Annotated in this window: 7 protein-coding genes; all 7 read left to right on the top strand. The window is 34.4% G+C overall.

Annotation, left to right across the window (positions count from 1 at the left end; all coding sequences use genetic code 11):
* The first annotated feature begins 5 nt into the window (after window positions 1-5).
* A complete protein-coding gene (locus RBU61_RS08885; protein ID WP_308879362.1) occupies window positions 6-461 on the top strand; it encodes a GNAT family N-acetyltransferase in 456 nt (151 codons plus the stop codon).
* A gap of 294 nt (window positions 462-755) precedes the next feature.
* Window positions 756-1,412 (top strand): TetR/AcrR family transcriptional regulator, encoded by a 657-nt coding sequence (locus tag RBU61_RS08880; protein ID WP_308879361.1) that lies wholly within the window; start codon window positions 756-758, stop codon window positions 1,410-1,412.
* Window positions 1,405-1,683 (top strand): hypothetical protein, encoded by a 279-nt coding sequence (locus RBU61_RS08875; RefSeq protein WP_308879359.1) that lies wholly within the window; start codon window positions 1,405-1,407, stop codon window positions 1,681-1,683. The genes RBU61_RS08880 and RBU61_RS08875 overlap by 8 nt, the downstream gene beginning before the upstream one ends.
* Window positions 1,684-2,635: 952 nt before the next feature.
* A complete protein-coding gene (locus RBU61_RS08870) occupies window positions 2,636-5,629 on the top strand; it encodes an S-layer homology domain-containing protein (RefSeq protein ID WP_308879357.1) in 2,994 nt (997 codons plus the stop codon).
* Between the two features lie 90 nt (window positions 5,630-5,719).
* The gene (locus RBU61_RS08865) at window positions 5,720-9,976 is read left to right on the top strand and encodes a S8 family serine peptidase (RefSeq protein ID WP_308879794.1); all 4,257 of its coding nucleotides are present in this window, start codon (window positions 5,720-5,722) and stop codon (window positions 9,974-9,976) included.
* 321 nt (window positions 9,977-10,297) lie between these two features.
* On the top strand, window positions 10,298-15,625 hold the full coding sequence (locus RBU61_RS08860; protein ID WP_308879355.1) for a S8 family serine peptidase: 5,328 nt from the start codon (window positions 10,298-10,300) through the stop codon (window positions 15,623-15,625).
* Between the two features lie 94 nt (window positions 15,626-15,719).
* On the top strand, window positions 15,720-21,950 hold the full coding sequence (locus RBU61_RS08855; RefSeq protein ID WP_308879353.1) for a S8 family serine peptidase: 6,231 nt from the start codon (window positions 15,720-15,722) through the stop codon (window positions 21,948-21,950).
* The last annotated feature ends 15 nt before the right edge of the window (window positions 21,951-21,965 follow it).

Below are 21,965 nucleotides of genomic sequence, written 5' to 3'. Positions count from 1 at the left end.
TATGTATGTTTCAGTTTGTGGAATTTAATGACTTAAAAGATGATGAAATTAAATTAGTTTTGAAAAGCCAAGACTTGCCTGATTATGAAAAAGGAATTTTACCAAGATACGGATTTTCTATAATACATATCAATGATAATGAAGATATTGGCGTAATTTATTTTGCAGTAGACAATACACGCAGACAATATTTAAGAGGTCATCTTAGTTATGGTGTTTCCCCTCATTATTCCGGGCATAATTACGCAATGAAAGCATGTAAACTTATTAAACAAGTTGCATTGACTCATGGATTTAAGCGTTTGTTTATAGGGTCTGGGTATGATAATATTGCCTCAAGAAAAACAATAGAAAAATTAGGAGCGACGCTTATTACTGTAAATGATGTTCCTGATTATGAAATTATGCAAAACTTACAAACAGAGAAAATAGATATGTATGTTTGGGATATTACAGTATGAGCATTGTTTTTATTACGCCTGATTCTCCTAATATGATGTTAATATGGACATTATTCTTATATGACGAATTATCAACAAAGTTATTAACATGCTATACACAGAAAAAAGTATAAAAAGAAAAGAGGTGAGTTTTAGTGGGAGTTTGGTACTTACAATACACTCTATCACTAAAGATAATTTATGTGTAATTGAACATTGAAAACTGAATAATACGGTATTAAAAATATTCTTGACATTTAATGATTAATATTATAATCTATACATACTAACGGTTGGTATGTAAGGAGTGATTAAATGTCGAGAAATAAATATCCAGAACAAACAATCGAAAAAATATTATCTGTTTCAGAAAGACTATTTACTGAAAAAGGATTTGATAAAACAAGCATACAGGATATTATTAATGAACTACAAATGTCGAAAGGCGCAATTTATCATCATTTTAGATCCAAAGAAGAAATTTTAGATGCTATAACTAAAAAGCAATTTAGTTATTCAAATCAGATGTTAAAAAAATTAATAAAGAATACAAAAGCGAATAACAGCAGAGAAAAACTTGTACGTATACTAGAAGCTACTATGTCTGATGAAGAAGCGCATTCTCTTGATAATGTACTAATGGGTCAAATAAAAAATCCACAATTTGTAGTTTTGGGCATTAAAACAGGTATTAACAGTGATGCCCCCATTTTAAGTGAAATAATACAAGAAGGAATAGAGGATGGTTCTATTAATACGGAGTTTCCAAATGAATGTGCTGAGATATTCATGTTACTTGTTAATATTTGGATAAATCCAATTTTATTTAATCGTAATATTTCTGAAACATTAAGTAGGCTAAAGTTCTTACAAATGTTAATGAAACAACTTGGAGTTGATATTGTAAGTGATAAGCTCATTAAACAAATTTTAAAAAGACATTCATATATCATGGAGGATAAAAATGAATAATATTAATGAAAAGCTTTTGCAGATAACAAGAAAAGCACTAGCTAAAACAGAAAAAGCAATGGAAAGAACAGGAGAAATACCTAAGGTACCCTTTGAAATTAAATATAAGGGTTGTTTAGTGGGATTAGGTATTGGAACTATGCTTATAGTAGTTGGAATTATTGGACTATTAATGAAAAAACAAATATGGGCATTAGGCACTTTAATTGCTGGAACAACAACTATTATTAGTAATATTATAACTATGAAAAAATTACAGGCGTACAGGTAAATTATTATAGAATTATAATAATAAAATATGTAAATATAATTAAATGTATAAAATAATTTTAAATACCGTATTATTCAGAAAAGAATTGTGCGGTATTTTATTGATATCGTAAGTATTGAATTATAGATAGAGGTTTTAGAAACCCAAGGAAAATAAAATCCTTGGGCTTTTATTTTTTAGGAGGGAGGAACATGAGATATATATAAGGGAAGTCTTTGAAAAAAATTGCTGATGAGCTAGGATACTCATATCAATACATAAAAGAAATATCTGTTAGAAATAAAACTTATCAAGAATCAACTGGCAGGGCAAAATTAAGGATTACAAAATTTCACCAAGTTCCCTGGTGGGATTTTTTGTTTACTCTAAATAAATATACTCATAAATGATAACTTAAAATAATGAAGTAATCAATCTTATCAATAAATCAGGAAAAAAAATTATAGGTAAGAAGAATATCTAGAAGGTCAAAATCTCCTAGAGGTATTTTAACTGATATGACTTCATTAATGAGACGTAAATTTACAAAATATTCAAAAAACGACTATAAAATCTTAAATAAAAGAAAATGATATAAGAAGATTATTTTGCTACTAATTGAGAGAATAAGACACTTTCAATAGATATATCTTTGCCTATGGATATAAAAATATATTTATTAAATAGTAGAAAGAAGTATATAAAGAGGTATTTTGTAATTCATTAAAAAATTTCTCCTTAAATATGACAGATACATTTATAGAGTAACAAATTACTAAGGTTATTATATATTATTTAGCTTAATGTTGATTTAAAGTAAGCACACTAAAGCTCCTTTTTTGAATGGATGAAGGAGTGTAGACAATAATCTACACTGAATAAAATATGTCATAACTTGCTCCTAGACTTTGCTTTAAATTAAGTATTATCATATAAATGAGACAAGTATAACTATTAAAGGGGGGGTATTTGTATGAAGAGACTGTTATCGCTGATTTTTTCTTTAGTCATCCTTATGTCTACAGGCATAGTTGCATTGGGGCAAGGGAGTGATTATGAAGACAATTGGGCGAAGAGTGAAATCAACTACATGAAAAATAAGGGAATTCTTTCAGGTTATCCAGATGGAACATTTAGACCTACTAACAACATGAATAAATCTGAGTTTTACAAGGTTGTTAATGGTATAATGGGTTTTACTCAAAAATCTGAGGTTAACTTTAATGATGTAAGTCCTACAGATTGGTATTATGATGAGGTACAAAAGGGAGTGAGTGCTAATTATATACTTCCAGGAACATCATTAAATGCTAATGAGAACATTACTAGGGGAGAAGTTGCCAGAATAATTGGTGTTATTTTTGGGGTAGAAAAGGACAAGCTTGAAGCATCTAAATTTACAGATAATTTAACTTTACCTGAAGAACTTAAAGGTATTGTCGGTGGGTTAAAGAAAAATGGATATATAAATGGTTATCCAGATGGAACTTTTAGAGCAAATGCGGAGATTACAAGAGCTGAAGTAGTTAAGATGTTATATAACATTTCAGGTGAAATAGTTAATGCATCTGGGACTATAAATAAAAATAGAAATACAAATCTTATAGTAAATACAAAAGATGTAATACTGAAGGATATAATAATCGGAGGCAATTTATACTTAGCAGAGGGTATAGGGGAAGGCAATACAATTCTTGATAATGTAGTAGTAAAGGGTAAAGTAATTGTTAATGGAGGATCTAATGGTTTAAGCATTAACAATTCTAAATTAAATTCAGTATCTATAGATAAAAAACAAGGGTTAGTAAATGTAGTTCTTTCTAATACAACAGTAGAAGAGCTTAAAACTGTAAAACAAGTAAGATTGGAGCTTACTAAAGGTAGTTATATAAAGAAGGTTGAAGTGAGGGATAAGGCAAGTCTTATATCAGCAAAGGATACATCAATTGATAGCCTTAGTATAGTCGGTGCAGATGTGATTGTAGATTCGAAAGGTACTATAAAATCAATTAAGTCAGGAGCCAAAATTAAGGCTAACGGATCAACATTAAAAACTAATGTAGAGTATAAGTTAGTAAATGGGAAGTTAGAAGAATCTAATCCAACTGTAGCATCGACCAAAAAATCAACCACCACAAAGCCACCTACAAGACCAGATCCAGTAACATTAAACAGGATTTCAGTTAAATCATTACCTGATAAGTTGGTTTATACAGTAGATGATGAGTTGGATATTACAGGTTTAGTTATAGAGGGAATATATAGTGATGGTAGCAGAGAAACAGAGAGAGTAACAAAATCTAATATAAAAGGATTTGATAGTAGGCAGCCAGCAGAAAGACAAGCTTTGACCATAAAAATTGGGGGGAGAACTACTGCTTATACAATAAAGATTCAAGCAAATGATCCAGTAAAACCAGAAGTAAATAAGAGAAAATTGGCAGAAGCAATAGCTGAAGCTATAAGAAAGAGTGAAGAAGATTATACAGAGGAATCTTGGAAACCATTTGAAGCAGCTTTAGATATGGCCATAGAGATAAATGAAGATAATGAGGCTACACAAAGGGAAATTAATCAAGCATTATCAGAATTAAATGCCAGAATGAAAGGATTGGTAAAAAGAGAAGGAGAAAATCCAGATCCTGAGCCTGAAGAGGTAGATAAATCAGAATTAATAGTTGTTATAGATAGAGCAGAAGAAAAAAATGAAGAGGACTATACTCCAGAAACGTGGAGACCATTTATAGAATCTCTAGAAGCAGCAATAATAGTAAGAGATAATTCAGAGGCTACTCAAAGGGAAATTGATGATGCAGTATATGAATTAAATGATAAAATGGATGAATTAGTAGAAGAAGAACCATCAAGTCCAGAACCAGTAGTAAATAAATCAGAATTAATAGATGCAATAGATAGAGCAGAAAGAATGAATAAAGAAGATTATACAATAGAAACATGGGAGGAACTTGAAATAACACTAGAAACTGCTATAGAAGTTATAGATGATTTAGAGGCTACTCAAAGTGAGGTAGATAGAGCATTAGAAGATTTAAATGCAGCAATAGAAGGCTTAGAAATAAAAGAAAATTCAGTAGAACCATCCATTACAAACATCCTACCAGACGAAGATATAGCCCTTAAAGCTGGTGACATATTAAAGGTCAGCTTTAATGCAGAAGAAGGTGGTGAAGCTTACTTCAGATTACTTCTTCTATCTGATACGCATAGAAATATAATGGCTAATGAAAAGACTCGTGAATATGAAAAGAATATGGAAGAGATAGAACCGGGATTTTATTCAGCTACTTGGGTTGTAAGAGAAGGAATAAAGGCAACAGGCCTAGAAGTTGAAGTAAATTTCGTAAGCAAAGAAGGAGAAAAAATAGAAAAAATAGCAAAAGGAAGAATAAATATAACAATGGAGGACCCAGATCCAGTAGTAGATAAAAGAGCATTGGAAGAAGCAATAGCGGAAGCTATGGCAAAGAATGAAGATGATTATACGGAAGAATCTTGGAGAGACTTTGTATTAGCTTTAGATAGGGCCATAGAGGTAAATGAAGATGAAGATGTAACTCAAGAAGAAGTGACTGCAGCATTATGGGAATTAAATGATGCTATAAGTGCATTGGTAGAGAAAGAAGGTCCCGTAGATCCGGTGGAAGAACCAAGAGTAATAGTAGAGGTTCGTAATGCATCACCTATTTTGCCCCCAGCCTTAATTCACCTTAAAGTAGAAGTTGAAGATATATTCAATGCTGCAAAATATGATGTGGTATATCAGTTATCTGGAGGTGAAGAACGAAATACTTCTATATTTGATTTAGGGACATGGTCTACAGAATCATTTTTCTTCAATCCAAGAACTATAACAGATAAGGTAACTATCAGAATTTATGATGTTGATGAGAATTTATTATACGCATTTGAAGATGTAGTATTAGAAAATCCAAGGATTCCAAAATAATCATCCACAGTAATTCAAAACTACTTTGGATCAATCATTTTTAAAATGAATGATTAAATAAAATTTAAAGGAGGAAGCGATTTGAAGAGGATGAATAAGATTTTAGCACTATTACTTATACTAACTCTAATAATACCAGGGTTCGCCTTTGCAGAAAGTGAAAATTCGACTCAAGGGGAAACATTAACAAGAGTAGTAGAAAAATTTAAATCAGATGAAAACACTGAAAAGATCAAACTAGAAGATGAATTGGGAGAGTTTTTTGAAGATGATGATGAGGTCAGGATTATTGTTGAATTAAAATCTGATCCATCAATAGTTTACGCCACAGAAAGAAATTTAAGATATGAAGAAATATCAGAATCTTCAATCAAACAGATTGAAAGAAGAATAGATGAGGAACAAAAACAGGTCAAGAAAAACATTGAGTCCAGCAGAGTGGATATGAAGTTTATAAATAGCTTCAATACAACATTTAATGGATTTAGTGGTATGGTCAAATTTGAAGATATTAAAGTTATTGAAAGTTTGCCCCAAGTCAACAAAGTATATATATCTAATGAATATGAAAGACCAGAGATAAAACCTGATATGGATACATCCAAGGATATGATTGGAACACTTCCAACTTGGGATATAGGATATAAGGGTGAAGGTACTGTAGTTGCTATTATAGACACTGGTATTGATTCAAGCCATAGGGATATGGTACTTAGTGAAGGAATTGATCAAAAGATTACTAGAGAAACATTGGAAGGCAAGAATCTACTTGGTGAATATTATACTGAGAAAGTTCCTTATGGATATAACTATTATGACTTAAATTATGAAATAAGAGATCTAGGTCCAGACCCATCAATGCATGGTATGCATGTAGCTGGGACCGCAGGGGCAAATGGAGATATAGATAATGGCGGAATCAAAGGAGTAGCTCCAGAAGCTCAATTACTTGCTATGAAGGTATTTTCCAATGACCCAATTTATGCAACTACATTTAGTGATATATATCTAGTAGCTATAGATGAGGCCATAAGACTTGGCGCTGATGTTTTAAATATGAGTCTAGGTTCAACAGCATCTTTCTATGTTCCAAAATCAGCAGAAGATGTTGCAATAACCAATGCTACGAATAATGGAATAGTATGCTCAGTTTCGGCAGGAAATTCTGGTTCAATGACCTACGGATGGACGGCAAACCCATGGAAACAAAATCCTGACATAGGTGTAGTAGGTGCCCCAGGACTCAATAAGGATACTATACAGGTAGCATCAATTGAAAATACTCATCAAAAAATAAAGGGATTAACTTATATAAAAGATGATGGAGAATACAAGGTTCCAATGGCAATAGCAGGGAATATTAATCCTATAAAAGTGTTCTCTGGACCTCAAGAATTTGTAGATGGTGGTTCAGGTCATCCATCAGAACTTACTAATGTAGCTGGTAAAATAGCCCTAGTGGTTCGTGGCGGATTAACATCTAACTTTACTCAAAAAATAGAAAATGCTCAGAATGCAGGTGCAGTGGGTATTGTAGTACGTAACCATGAAACTGGGGGAGAAGCCTTAGTGAATATGGCTATACCAGATCCTCACACCATACCAGCAGTATTTATAGGGTATAATGGTGGGATGGCTTTATTAGAATTAGAAAATAAGGAAGTATTATTTACAGATGAAATAATGACTATACCTAATATTAATGCAGGAAAAATGGCAGACTCTACATCATGGGGAGTTACTCCTTCATTAGAATTTAAGCCTGAAATAACAGCACCAGGTGTACAGATATATTCTACATTAAATGATAATAAATATGGAACAATGAGTGGTACTTCAATGGCGGCGCCTCATGTAGCAGGTGGTTCTGCTCTTGTTATGGAGTACATTAAGGAACATGAAATCTATGGAGAATTAGATTTAGCAGAACAGACTAGACTTGCTAAGATGTTATTGATGAATACAGCTATACCAGTATTAGATCAATATGAAACTGAATACTCCCCTAGAAGACAGGGTGCAGGTATAATGGACCTTTATGGTGCAGTATCTACCCCTGTTAGAGTAGTAGATGCCAAAACTAATGAAGCAAAGATAGAATTAAAGGATTTTGAAAATACAGAGTTTACCATGAGATTTAAAGCTATAAATGATTCAAATACAGATATAACTTACAATGTAAATGTTACAGTTTTAGCAGATTATATTAATGAATTAGGTTCAAATCTATTGCGATCTGATTATATCTACGATGCAGATATTGATAAACCAGATTCAGTGACTATTCCAGCAAATGGAGAATATGTATTTGAAGTGACTGTAGATATAGGAACAGATTCTACAGTTTATAGAAATATGTTTGTCGAAGGTTTTGTTACTTTGGTCGACCCTACCGATGAAAATCCAACACTTTCAGTTCCGTATGTAGGATTTTATGGTGACTGGGGAGAACCTGTTATTCTTGATGGTATGAGATTTATTGATCCTGCAGGAAGTTCCTATTTCAATGCATCAGGTATGTTGTATTGGGATGCTAAAGATAATGGATACTTCTATACTACACCACATATATTCATGAATCCGGGGACAGTAGCTGGACATGAGAGGGGTACTGGTAATATAATGCCGTATCTATCATTTATGAGAAATGCAGAATCAGTTAATTATAATATATTAGATAGCGAAGGTAATCTGTTGAGAACTATCTTGATGCAGCAATACAAGAGAAAGAATTATATTAATGGAGGCAGAAATCAGCCTGTTGGAATGATTACTGCTGCACAGTGGGATGGAATAGTAAATGGTGAAGTTGTTCCAGATGGAAACTATTTCTATGAAATCGCTGCCAAAATCCATTATGGTGGAGCAGAAGTACAATCTAAGAAGATTCCAATAACTATTGATACCGCTGGACCAGAGATAAGCAATTTATCATATAATCCGCAGACAAATAAACTTACTTGGAATTCAGTGGACAAAGGCATAGGTGTATTAGGATTCATGTTTAGTATAAATGGACAGGAAATAGAAGCAGTCATTCTTGGAGAAGCAGGAAAGACTTCATATGAGTTGGATATAAAGGCATATATAACTGATGCAAAAGAATATAATGTAGAAGTAATATCTGTGGATAAATTATATAATACGAATCTTGCTGAACTTACTTTTAATATAGACAACACTCATCCATATATATATATCTACGAGCCTAAATTACTTGAAATGTATACTACGAATAATATATTATTCGAAGGCTATGTTGCAAACTTCTCATCATTAGATAAGGTACTCGTGAATAATGTTGAAGTTGATATTGAGTTTAAAGACCATGTGGATTTAGATCACCCAGATAATCCAAGTACACGTATTTACTCAGGACCAGCATTTAAGTTTACAAAAACTTTAGCCATGGAAGATGGTTATCAAGAAGCTAAGATAGAGGCTGTATCCAAGACTGGAACATCCAGTAGTTTAGTGAGAAGATTTTATGTAGATACTACTGACCCAGAATTAAATATAGATATAGTAAATATCGATGAAGAATCAAAAACAGCAGAACTAGAAATTACAATGGCGGACAATTTGGGATATCTAGAGTTATTCCTAGGTGACAGTCAGATATATGTTTATAACTATCCTCTTGTTATAGTTGAGCCTGCTAATGAAACAATAAGCCACACCGTAAACCTTGTAGAAGGAGAGAACTATTTCCTATTTACTTTAAAGGACGGAGCTGGACATAGTACAGTTAAATCTATAATTGTTAATCTAGAATCAGGAGAAGGACCACAAGAGCCATCTATTAGAAATATTAAACCATCAAGAGATGTTGAACTTGAAGCTGGCAGCTCTTTAAATATAAGCTTCAATGCTCCAACTGGCGGCTCTGCATATTATAGAATGCTGCTTCCACTTGAAGTAAGCAGAAGCAGCTATGGAACTCCAATGTCTGAAGAATCATCAGGACTATATACAGCTACTTGGACAGCTCCAGATGGATTTATAGCATCAAATTTAGCAATAGAAGTAGTATATGTTGATGAAGATGGTACTGAAATATTTGAAACAGCAGAAGGAAGAGTAACTGTGAAAGGGGCTATGAAGAATATCCCTGCGAACTCCATTATATTAGGTGATGAAGCTTTTGATATGGACTTTTTAGATAATGATGCAAGTGCACAGAGAAAGTTAACTGAATGGTATAATGCTGGAAAGCCAGTTTATATCAAGCTTGGATTCGATACTATAGTGGATGAAGATGGGAATCTAGTAAATTTAGATATTTTACCAAATAGATTGATTCATAAAGATGTATTTGGAACCATAAGGATATTTGAGAGATATTAAAGTAAATAGAAATGTTACCCCTAAACCTCTTTAGGGGTAACTTTCTTATTTAACTAGATATTGACAAATTATTAGAAAATAATATAAAAAAGGCAAGAAACTATAAACACTTGCCATACTTTGATAAATATTAACAATATCTCAGAATATTAAGGAAATCATGACAATGAATGAAATAAGTAAGTGGTGTGATAAATTACCCCTTATGACATATATATAGAAATTACAGTAGTTTGCTAAAGTTTTACTTTTACATAATAAAAAAAGGAGGTGTAAAAGAGATTAAATATTTTGCAAAAAACTAAAGGAGGGAATTGTTAAATGTCAAAGAACAAACAAGTAAGAAAAGTATTATCCCTAATAATAAGCCTTATTATGGTATTGGGGCATTTTACATCCTTTGTTTATGCAGAGAACAACCAACTTAGTTCAGCAAAAGAAGGTTTATATGAATTAGCTGCAGATAAGATTTCAGCTGAGGTAAAGGAAGACATAGGCAATGAACATCTAGTGGAAATACTCATATATATGGGGGAGCAAGTGGATACAGAAAAAGTAGCCCATGCTACAAGATCAGCTGTATCATCGGCTATGACCCCATATCAAACTAAGCTGGAAGTAAGAAGTGCCGTAGTGGAATCTCTAAAAGATACTGCAGAAATGACTCAAGCTAATGTTCTAAAATATTTAGAACAAGAGATGGAAAATGGAAATGTAGTAGAATTTACACCTTATCATATAGTTAATATGGTATATGTAAAAGCTACAAAGGAAGTAATAGAAAATCTTTCTTATATGCCAGAAGTAGATAAAATCTACAAAAATAAAACCCATACGCTAGAAAATCCAGAGATGAGTAATGAAATAGAACCTACAGCTAATGGAGTAGAGTGGAATGTTGAAAAGGTAAAGGCAGATCAAGTATGGGATCTAGGATACGATGGTACAGGAATAGTAGTAGCAAATATAGACTCAGGAGTAGATTGGACTCATCCAGCACTTAAGAATAAATGGAGAGGCTATGACCCAAATACAGGAACTACTAATGCTAATGGGAACTGGTTTGATCCTGTATACAATGCATCACTACCAGCAGATTCCGATGACCATGGAACTCATGTAATGGGAACAATGGTTGGGCAAGAGCCAGATGGATCTAATAAAATAGGTGTGGCACCAGGGGCAAAATGGATAGCAGCAAGAGTATTTAATACAGCTGGCTCTACAACAGATGCTATATTGTTATCAGCAGCACAATGGATGTTAGCACCAGGTGGAAATCCAGACAATGCTCCAGATGTGGTTAATAACTCATGGGGTGGAGGAGCTGGAATAGATGATTGGTATAGAGAGGCCGTTAGAAATTGGAGAGCAGCAGAGATATTTCCAGCATTTGCAGCAGGAAATCAAAGAGCAGGGGAACCGGCGCCTTGGCCAGGCTCTATATCATGCCCAGCTAACTATCCAGAATCCTTTGCAGTAGCTGCAACTGATAGAACTGATATAAGAGCATATTTCTCAAAACTTGGACCATCACCATATGATGAATCCTTAATTAAACCAAATATATCAGCACCAGGTGTAAATGTAAGATCATCTATACCTAATAATGGATATGGAAATAATTCAGGTACATCAATGGCAACTCCAGCAGTAGCAGGAGTAGTTGCATTGGTATTATCAGCTAATGCTTCCTTATCAGTAGCAGATGTTGAAGAAATTCTTCAAGATACAGCTACACCATTAACTGATTCCACATACCCAACAGCACCAAATATGGGTTATGGATATGGTCTAGTAGATGCATTTGAAGCAGTATCATCTATAGCTACAGGAACAGGATATATTTCAGGTAGAGTATTGGTTCCTGGAGAAGATACATCAGAAGCAACTATAACTCATGAACAAGAAATATTTAAAACCTATATGGGTTCAGATATAGAAATCCTTGCAGAAATATCAGATGATGTTGCAATAACAGAAGCAGAGCTTCTAGTTAAACAACAAGGGAAGTCCTATTGGATGGTAGCTCCAATGAATAGGATTTCGGGAGATCATAAGAATGGAATGTATAAAGGAACTATAACCCATGATATGTTAATGGGGGATAGTATTGTATATAAGATAAAAGTAAGAGACTATGCAGGAGATGTAGTAGTTACATCAGATTATAAAATAGATATAGAATTTGGTGTAATCCCAGGAGAATATACTCAAGGCTTCGAGAATAATACTAATGGCTGGATATTCAATGGAGCATGGGAATGGGGGGTACCATCAAATGTTGGTCCAAAGCCATTTGAAGGAGAAAAACTAGCAGCAACTACATTAGATGGAAACTATCCAAATAATGCTGACAGCTGGATGATTACTCCTCCAATAGATTTAAGAGATGGAAATTTAGAAACTGCCTCACTAAGATTCTATGAGTGGTATGAAATGGAAAATAATTATGACAAAGGATATGTACTAATTACAAATGATTATGGTGAAACTTGGACTGAAGCAAGGGGAATCATAACAGGCAGTGCCATGAATTGGAAGGAATCACTTGTGAACCTTGGACATTATATAGGGTCTAAAGATCCGGTATTTGTAGCATTTAGATTTACATCTGATTCATCAGGTCAGAGAGCAGGATGGTATATAGACAATGTAAGACTAATGGCTCAAGATAATGATGCACCAGCAATACCTACTAACCTGACAGCAGAAGCCAATATGAGAGGAATTAAATTAAACTGGAACCATTCGCCAGATGCTGATTTATCACATTATAATATTTATCGCTCAGAAACATCAGGTGAAGGATATGTTAAGATAGGAGAAGTCAATAATAATAGCTTTATAGATTCAGAAACAAATCCTAACACAATGTATTACTATGTAATAAATGCAGAAGATCTATCAGGTAATATCAGTGAAAATACAGAGGAAGTATTTGCTACAGCTTTAGCATTTACTACTATATTTGGTACAGACTTTGAAAATAATGATGGAGGATTTACTACTGGCGGAACTAATAACCCATGGGCATGGGGAATGCCAACATCGGGACCTAATGGAGCTGCTTCAGGAACAAAACTATGGGCAACGAACTTAGGAGGCAACTATCCTATGAGTAGTGATAGCTATATAGTTAGTCCAGCTATAGTACTTCCAGAAGGAAGCAATTCGGTATTGACATTTAATCATTGGGTTGACATGGAAGGAACAACTACTTTATATGATTATGGGCAAGTACAAATCTCTACAGATGATGGAGCTAATTGGACCAATATAACTCCTGTAGAAGGCGGAAAATATGGTAGAAGAGTTCAAGCGTGGACTAATGAAGAGATATCCTTAGCTGCTTACGCTGGGAATACAGTAAAGATTAGATTCTTCTTCCATTCAGATGGCTCAGTTGCATATACGGGCTGGTATATAGATGATGTATTTGTTATGGCAGGTACTACAGAATCAGCATCAAGACCAGGGCCAGTACAAGAAACAGAGTTGATAAGAAGAGATCCTAAGAAAGCTGATTATATAGAACCATCAGCACCTAATTATAAATTGAATAGAACAGGAACAAATAATCTTAAAACAATAGAAGATATAGAAGTTCAAAATATACCAATGGTATTTGCCGGAATTCCAATATCTGATGCTGTAGTAACAGTATTGGAAACAGGAAGAAGTGTTAAAGTTGATCCTGTTACAGGTAAATTCTTTATGAGATCTCCAATTGGTGAATATACTCTAGTAGCAGAAGCTTATGGATATTATTCTAAGGAAGCTAGAGTAAACGTAGGTGAAGACCAAACCGCAAAATCAAACTTCATATTAGAACCTAAACCACAAGGAACTATTACAGGTAGAGTATTTGATAGATATTATGAAACTCCAGCGGCTTATGCTGTAGTAAGAGTAGTAGAAGATCCGAAAGTAGCACCAGTTACAGCTGATGCAGATGGATATTTTGTAATTCCTAATGTTCTAGAGGGAACATATACACTTAAGGTAGTAGCAGATGGATTTGAGCCGGGAGAGACTACAGTAGATGTAGCTGGAAATGAAACAGTAGATGTAAATATAGGATTAAAGAGATTTGTAGGTTATGAAGACAATATAATCTATGATGATGGAACTGCTGAAAATGCATTAGTACTAAATGCAGCACCTAATGGATTGGCAGTAAGATTTACACCAGATCAATTTGGTAAAGTAAAAGGTACAAATATTTACTTCTGGGATACTTCATGGCCAAGTCCAGGAGGAAATAGAATAGGATTTACAATATATGGAATAGATGCAAATGGAAAACCATATAAAGTTGGAGAACCAATATTCCAAGATGTAGTTAGAGGCGAATGGAACTATATAGACCTATCAAGCCTTGGATTCTCAACAGATAAAGACTTCTATATCTCAACTATCCAAGACAAAGCAGGTACTCAGTGTCCAGGAACAGGTATAGATGAGAATTCACTATATGCAGATAGATCATATATGAATATTGATGGAGAATTTAAACTACTAAGCTCTGAGGATACTCAAGGTGGATTGATGATTAGAGCAAGAATGGAATATGCAATGGATGTTCCAGCAATAACTAATCTAGCTCAAGAAAGCTATACAAATCAAGATTCAGTAAGAGTAGAAGGAAAGGTTACAGCAGATGGTAAGGTAAATGTATATGTAAACGATGTAAAGGTGACTTCAATAGATTCTCAGAATAGAGAATTTGCAGTAGAAGTACCTATACCAGAAGAAAGAAATACAATTAAGGTAACAGCTGAGCTAAATGAAATAGAAACAGAACCATCAACATCAGTAGTAGTAATAAAAGATAAACTAGCACCAGTTTTAACAGTAGATGAGCCCTTAGATAATGCTAAGATAAATGTAGAAGTAGTTCATGTAAGAGGTACTGTAACTGACAATATAGGTTTAACCAAATTAGAGATAAATGATAAAGAAGTATCAGTAGATGAATCTAATAACTTCCATGAAAGATTGATGTTAGATCAAGGTGAAAATACTATTACTGTAAAAGCAACTGATGGAGCAGGAAATGTAACTACAGTTGTAAGAACTGTATTAGTAGGGTTAGAGTCACCAACTATTACAAATATTTTACCAGATAAAGACATAAGTCTTAGAGAAGGAGATACCCTTACTGTTAGCTTCGAGGCACCAACAGGAGGAGAAGGATATTTCAGGCTGTTAATGCCATTTGGATTAGATAGCAATGAAATAGGAATACCAATGACAGAAGAAGACGGATTATATACTGGAACTTTCACAGCACCAGCAGGATTAGTGGCTACAGGGCTAAAGGTTCAAGTAGTATATGTTAGCGAATATGGAGTTAAGGTAACAGAAATGGCAGAGGGAAGAGTAACTGTAATAGGAAACATCAAAGATTTAATATCTAATACAATGATAATAGGTGATGAAGCATTTGATATGGACTTTTTAGATAATGATGCAAGTGCACAGAGAAAGTTAACCGAATGGTACAATACTGGAGGTGAAGTGTATATCAAGCTTAATGATACTACCATGGTCAATGAGGAAGGGGAGATAATAGCTATAGATGAATTACCAGACTTCATAACATACTTTGATATAAGAGGAAATATGACATATTACGAGAAATAAGATGGTAAAGGGAAGGCCCCTAGTCACAGGGGCCTAATCCTAAAAAATGAGGTTAGCTCAAATTTTGCAAAAAACTAAAGGAGGGAATTGTTAAATGTCAAAGAACAAACAAGTAAGAGAAGTATTATCCCTAATAATAAGCCTTATTATGGTATTGGGGTATTTTACATCTTTTGTTTATGCAGAGAACAACCAACTTAGTTCAGCAAAAGAAGATTTACGCAAAGAGGCTTCAATGAAGATAGAACCTGAAGTAATGAAAGAGCTAAATAATGAAGACTTAGCTGAGGTATTGGTCTATATGGCAGATCAAGTAGATGCAGAGAAGGTAGCCTACGCAACAGAGTCAGCTTTATCATCAGCTATGACACCATATCAAACTAAACTTCAAGTTAGAAAAGGTGTTATAGAGGCTTTAAAGGATAATGCAGAATTAACTCAATTAAATGTCTTGAATTATCTAGAGAAGGAACTGGAAAATGGCAACGTAGCAGAATTTACACCTTATCATATAGTTAATATGGTATATGTAAAAGCTACAAAAGAAGTAATAGAAAATCTTTCTTATATGTCAGAAGTAGAAAAAATATATGAAAATAAAATCCATACATTAGGGGAGGTAAAACTAGATAGTGAAATAAAACCCTCTGATAATAGTCTAGAATGGAATATAGAAAGAGTAAAAGCTAATGAGGTATGGGATCTAGGATATGATGGCACAGGAATAGTAGTAGCAAATATAGACTCAGGAGTAGATTGGACTCATCCAGCACTTAAGAATAAATGGAGAGGCTATGACCCAAATACAGGAACTACTAGTGCCAGTGGAAACTGGTTTGACCCTGTATACAATGCATCACTACCAGCAGATTCCGATGAACATGGAACTCACGTAATGGGAACAATTGTTGGTCAAGAACCAGATGGATCTAATAAAATAGGCGTGGCACCAGGGGCAAAATGGATAGCAGCAAGAGTATTTAATACAGCTGGCTCTACAACAGATGCTATATTGTTATCAGCAGCACAATGGATGTTAGCACCAGGTGGAAATCCAGACAATGCTCCAGATGTGGTTAATAACTCATGGGGTGGAGGAGCTGGAATAGATGATTGGTACAGAGAGGCTGTTAGAGCATGGAGAGCAGCAGGAATTGTTCCAGTGTTTTCAGCAGGAAACCAAAGAGCAGGGGAACCGCTGCCTTGGCCAGGATCTATATCATGCCCAGCGAATTATCCTGAATCCTTTGCAGTAGCTGCAACTGATAGAAATAATATAAGAGCATCTTTCTCAAAACTTGGACCATCACCATATGATGAATCCTTAATTAAACCAAATATATCGGCACCAGGTGCAAGTATACGTTCATCAGTACCAGGAGGAGGATATCAAGGTGGTTGGTCAGGAACTTCCATGTCAGCACCTGCTATTTCGGGAACAGTAGCGCTTCTTTTATCAGCTAATGCCTCCTTATCAATAGAAGATATGGAAGATATTATACAAAATACAGCTATACCATTAACTGATTCCACATATCCAACAGCACCAAATATGGGTTATGGATATGGTCTAGTAGATGCATTTGAAGCAGTATCATCCATAGCTACAGGAACAGGATATATTTCAGGTAGAGTATTGGTTCCTGGAGAAGATACATCAGAAGCAACTATAACTCATGAACAAGAAATATTTGAAACCTATATGGGTTCAGATATAGAAATCCTTACAGAAATATCAGATGATGTTGCAATAACAGAAGCAGAGCTTCTAGTTAAACAACAAGGGAAGTCCTATTGGATGGTAGCTCCAATGAATAGGATTTCGGGAGATCATAAGAATGGAATGTATAAAGGAACTATAACCCATGATATGTTAATGGGGGATAGTATTGTATATAAGATAAAAGTAAGAGACTATGCAGGAGATGTAGTAGTTACATCAGATTATAAAATAGATATAGAATTTGGTGTAATCCCAGGAGAATATACTCAAGGCTTTGAGAATAATACTAATGGCTGGATATTCAATGGAGCATGGGAATGGGGAGTACCATCAAATGTTGGTCCAAAGCCATTTGAAGGAGAAAAACTAGCAGCAACTACATTAGATGGAAACTATCCAAATAATGCTGACAGCTGGATGATTACTCCTCCAATAGATCTAAGAGATGGAAATTTAGAAACTGCTTCACTAAGATTCTATGAGTGGTATAATATGCAAAACAGTTATGATAAGGGCTATGTTCTAATAACAGATGACTATGGTGAAACTTGGACTGAGTCAAGACCAGTTATTACAGGTATTAGAGAAGAATGGAAAGAGGCACTTGTAAACCTTGATAGTTATATAGGATCTAAAGATCCAGTATTTATAGCCTTTAGATTTACATCTAATGCTTCAACACAGGCAGCAGGATGGTATATAGACAATGTAAGACTAATGGCTCAAGATAATGATGCGCCAGCAATACCTGCTAATCTAACTGCAGAAGTAGGTTTAACAGGGATTAAGCTAAGCTGGAACCATTCGCCAGATGCTGATCTATCACATTATAATATTTATCGCTCAGAAACATCAGGTGAAGGATATGTTAAGATAGGAGAAACTACCAGCAATAATTATCAAGATACTGAAGGAACTGTTGGAACAACATATTATTATGTATTAAATGCAGTAGATCTTTCTGGTAATATAAGTGGTTATACACAAGAGGTATCTGCTGTTCCAGTGGAAGCACAGATTCTATTTGGTGCAGATTTTGAAAATGATAATGGTGGATTTGTAACAGGTGTTACAGCTGGAACTGCTAATCCATGGGAATGGGGAGTACCAACATCTGGACCTAATCGAGCATATTCAGGTGAAAAACTATGGGCTACTAACCTTGCAGGAAATTATGATCATAGAACTGATGCCTATATAGAAACTCCGTCCATAGTGATACCAGAAGATAAAGATGGTATATTAATATTTAATCACTGGGTTGATATGGAAGGAACAACAACTTTATGGGATTATGGTCAAGTACAAATCTCTAAAGATAATGGGGCTACTTGGACCAATATAACTCCGGCAGCAGGTGGGAAATATGGAAGAAGAGTCCAAGAATGGGCTAATGAGGAAATAGTCCTAACAGGATATAGCGGAGAAACCATAAAATTAAGATTCTTCTTCCACTCAGATACTTCAGGAGTATATACTGGGTGGTATATAGATGATGTATACGTTATGGGTATAGATCATGTGGAACCAGAGCCAATTGAAGGTGAAGAATTAATTTATGATGATGGAACAGCAGAAGATGCATTAGTATTAAATACAGCAGGAAATGGGTTGGCAGTAAGATTTACTCCATCACAATTTGGAAAAGTTCAAGCTGCTAATATTTATCTATGGAGTAATGATTGGCCGACACCTGGAGGAAATAGATTAGGATTTGTTATTTATGATTCAAATGGTAATCAAGTAGGAACACCTATGTATGTGAATAATCTAGTTAGGGGTGGATGGAATCTAATAGATCTTTCTGGTTTTAATTTCTCAACAGGTAGCGATTTCTATATATCAACTATGCAAGATGCAATTGGTGATAATAGTCCAGGAACTGGTCTAGATGATAACTCTACATCAGATTGGACCAGATCTTATCTGAATGTTGGAGGACAATTAAGTCCATTAGCAGATTCAGGTGCAGACTATGAAGTAGCTGTAATGATTAGATCCATTATGGACTACGATAATGCTGAAGCAACAGCTGATAATCCTTTAATTAGGCCAGTAGCAAGGAAGAAATCAATGGGCAATGTGGATGCTGGTATGACAAGATTAGGGGAATTAGAAGTTAAAAAAGATGAGATTGATAAAGTAGATTATGTAGAGCCAACAGCACCTAAGTATAGCTTGAAGGCAGAAGAAATGCTTAGAGCTAATAACTTTGAAACAATAGAGGACATAGAAGTTCAAAATATACCAATGGTATTTGCAGGAATCCCAATATCTGATGCTGTAGTAACAGTATTAGAAACAGGAAGAAGTGTTAAAGTTGATCCTGTTACAGGTAAATTCTTTATGAGATCTCCAATTGGTGAATATACTTTAGTAGCAGAAGCTTATGGATATTATTCTAAGGAAGCTAGAGTAAACGTAGTTGAAGACCAAACTGCAAAATCAAACTTCATATTAGAACCAAAACCACAAGGAACGATTACAGGTAGAGTATTTGATAGATATTATGAGACTCCGGCAGCTTATGCTGTAGTAAGAGTAGTAGAAGATTCAAAAGTAGCACCAGTTACAGCTGATGCAGATGGATATTTCGTAATTCCTAATGTTCTAGAGGGAACATATACACTTAAGGTAGTAGCAGATGGATTTGAGCCGGGAGAAACTACAGTAGATGTAGCTGGAAATGAAACAGTAGATGTAAATATAGGATTAAAGAGATTTGTAGGTTATGAAGACAATATAATCTATGATGATGGAACTGCTGAAAATGCATTAGTATTAAATGCAGCACCTAGTGGATTGGCAGTAAAATTTACGCCAGATCAATTTGGTAAAGTAAAAGGTACAAATATTTACTTCTGGGATACTTCATGGCCAAGTCCAGGAGGAAACAGAATAGGACTTACAATATATGGAATAGATGCAAATGGAAAACCATATAAAGTTGGAGAACCAATATTCCAAGATGTAGTTAGAGGCGAATGGAACTATATAGATCTATCAAGCTTTGGATTCTCAACAGATAAAGACTTCTATATCTCAACTATTCAGGACAAAGCAGGTACTCAGTGTCCAGGAACAGGTATAGACCAAAGTTCACCATATGGAGATAGATCCTATATGAACGTTGATGGAGAATTTAAACTAATAAGCTCTGAGGATATTGAAGGCGGATTGATGATTAGAGCAAGAATGGAATATGCAATGGACGTTCCAGCAATAACTAATCTAGCTCCAGAGAGCTATACAAATCAAGATACCATAAGAGTAGAAGGAAAGGTTACAGCAGATGGTAAGGTAAATGTATATGTAAACGATGTAAAGACAACTTCAATAGATTCTGAGAATAGAGAATTTGCAGTAGAAGTACCTATACCAGAAGAAACAAATACAATTAAGGTAACAGCTGAGCTAAATGGAATAGAAACAGAACCATCAGCATCAGTAGTAGTAATAAAAGATAAACTAGCACCAGTTTTAACAGTAGATGAGCCCTTAGACAATGCTAAGATAAAAGAAGAATCAGTTCATGTAAGAGGTACTGTAACTGACAATATAGGTTTAACCAAATTAGAGATAAATGATAAAGAAGTATCAGTAGATGAATCTAATAACTTCCATGAAAGATTGATGTTAGATCAAGGTGAAAATACTATTACTGTAAAAGCAACTGATGGAGCAGGAAATGTAACTACAGTTGTAAGAACTGTATTAGTAGGGTTAGAGTCACCAACTATTACAAATGTTTTACCAGATGAAGACATAAGTCTTAGAGAAGGAGATACCCTTACTGTTAGCTTCAATGCACCTACAGGAGGGCAAGGATATTTTAGAATAATGGTTCCATTTGAGTTACAAAGCAATGAAATAGGAATACCAATGACAGAAGAAGATGGATTATATACTGGAACTTGGACAGTGCCAGAAGAAATAGAAGTAGAAAGTTTATTGATTGAGGTAGTATATAGAAATGAATATGGCTACGAAATAACAAAAATGGCAGAAGGAAAAGTTAAGATAATAGCAGGTGAAGGACCTGTTGATCCAGAACCAGCAAGAATTACAAATCTTCAGCCAACTGAAAATACGGAGCTTAGAAGTAATGAAACCTTAGAAATAAGCTTTAATGCACCAGCAGGAGGTAGAGCATATTATAGAATAATGCTTCCATTTGGACCTTCAACTAATAGACTTGGAAATGAAATGACAGAGGTTGAGCCAGGATTATACGAAGCAACATACAAAGCACATGAGGGAGTAGTAGCGTCAGACTTGCAAATAGAAGTAATATTTACAGGTGAAGATGGAACTACATTAACAGAAATAGCAGAAGGAAAGATAACATTAGTAGGAGATATAGAAGACCTTCCAGTTAGTGCAGTTATTATAGGTGACGAGGCTTTTGATACAGATTACCTAAATAATAACGCAAGAGCACAAGCTAAGCTAGTAGAGTGGTATAACTTAAACAACCCAGTTTATATTAAGCTTAACAATAACACTTTTATCACTGAAGATGGTGAAAAAGTATCAGTTGATGTATTGCCAGAATTGCTACAATATTTTGATACAACAGGTATTAAGTTATACGCAAAATAAAATATAGATTTAATA

The sequence above is a fragment of the Tissierella sp. MB52-C2 genome (assembly GCF_030931715.1).
Classification (GTDB): domain Bacteria; phylum Bacillota; class Clostridia; order Tissierellales; family Tissierellaceae; genus Tissierella.
Note: the sequence above shows the minus strand (reverse complement) of the source record. Positions and strands in the feature narration are given on the sequence as shown.

What these genes read in the sequence shown, in the direction of transcription:
- RBU61_RS08885 (WP_308879362.1), top strand. Translation starts at nt 6, where the DNA reads ATGTTTCAGTTTGTGGAATTTAATGACTTAAAAGATGATGAAATTAAA.
- RBU61_RS08880 (WP_308879361.1), top strand. Translation starts at nt 756, where the DNA reads ATGTCGAGAAATAAATATCCAGAACAAACAATCGAAAAAATATTATCT.
- RBU61_RS08875 (WP_308879359.1), top strand. Translation starts at nt 1,405, where the DNA reads ATGAATAATATTAATGAAAAGCTTTTGCAGATAACAAGAAAAGCACTA.
- RBU61_RS08870 (WP_308879357.1), top strand. Translation starts at nt 2,636, where the DNA reads ATGAAGAGACTGTTATCGCTGATTTTTTCTTTAGTCATCCTTATGTCT.
- RBU61_RS08865 (WP_308879794.1), top strand. Translation starts at nt 5,720, where the DNA reads ATGAATAAGATTTTAGCACTATTACTTATACTAACTCTAATAATACCA.
- RBU61_RS08860 (WP_308879355.1), top strand. Translation starts at nt 10,298, where the DNA reads ATGTCAAAGAACAAACAAGTAAGAAAAGTATTATCCCTAATAATAAGC.
- RBU61_RS08855 (WP_308879353.1), top strand. Translation starts at nt 15,720, where the DNA reads ATGTCAAAGAACAAACAAGTAAGAGAAGTATTATCCCTAATAATAAGC.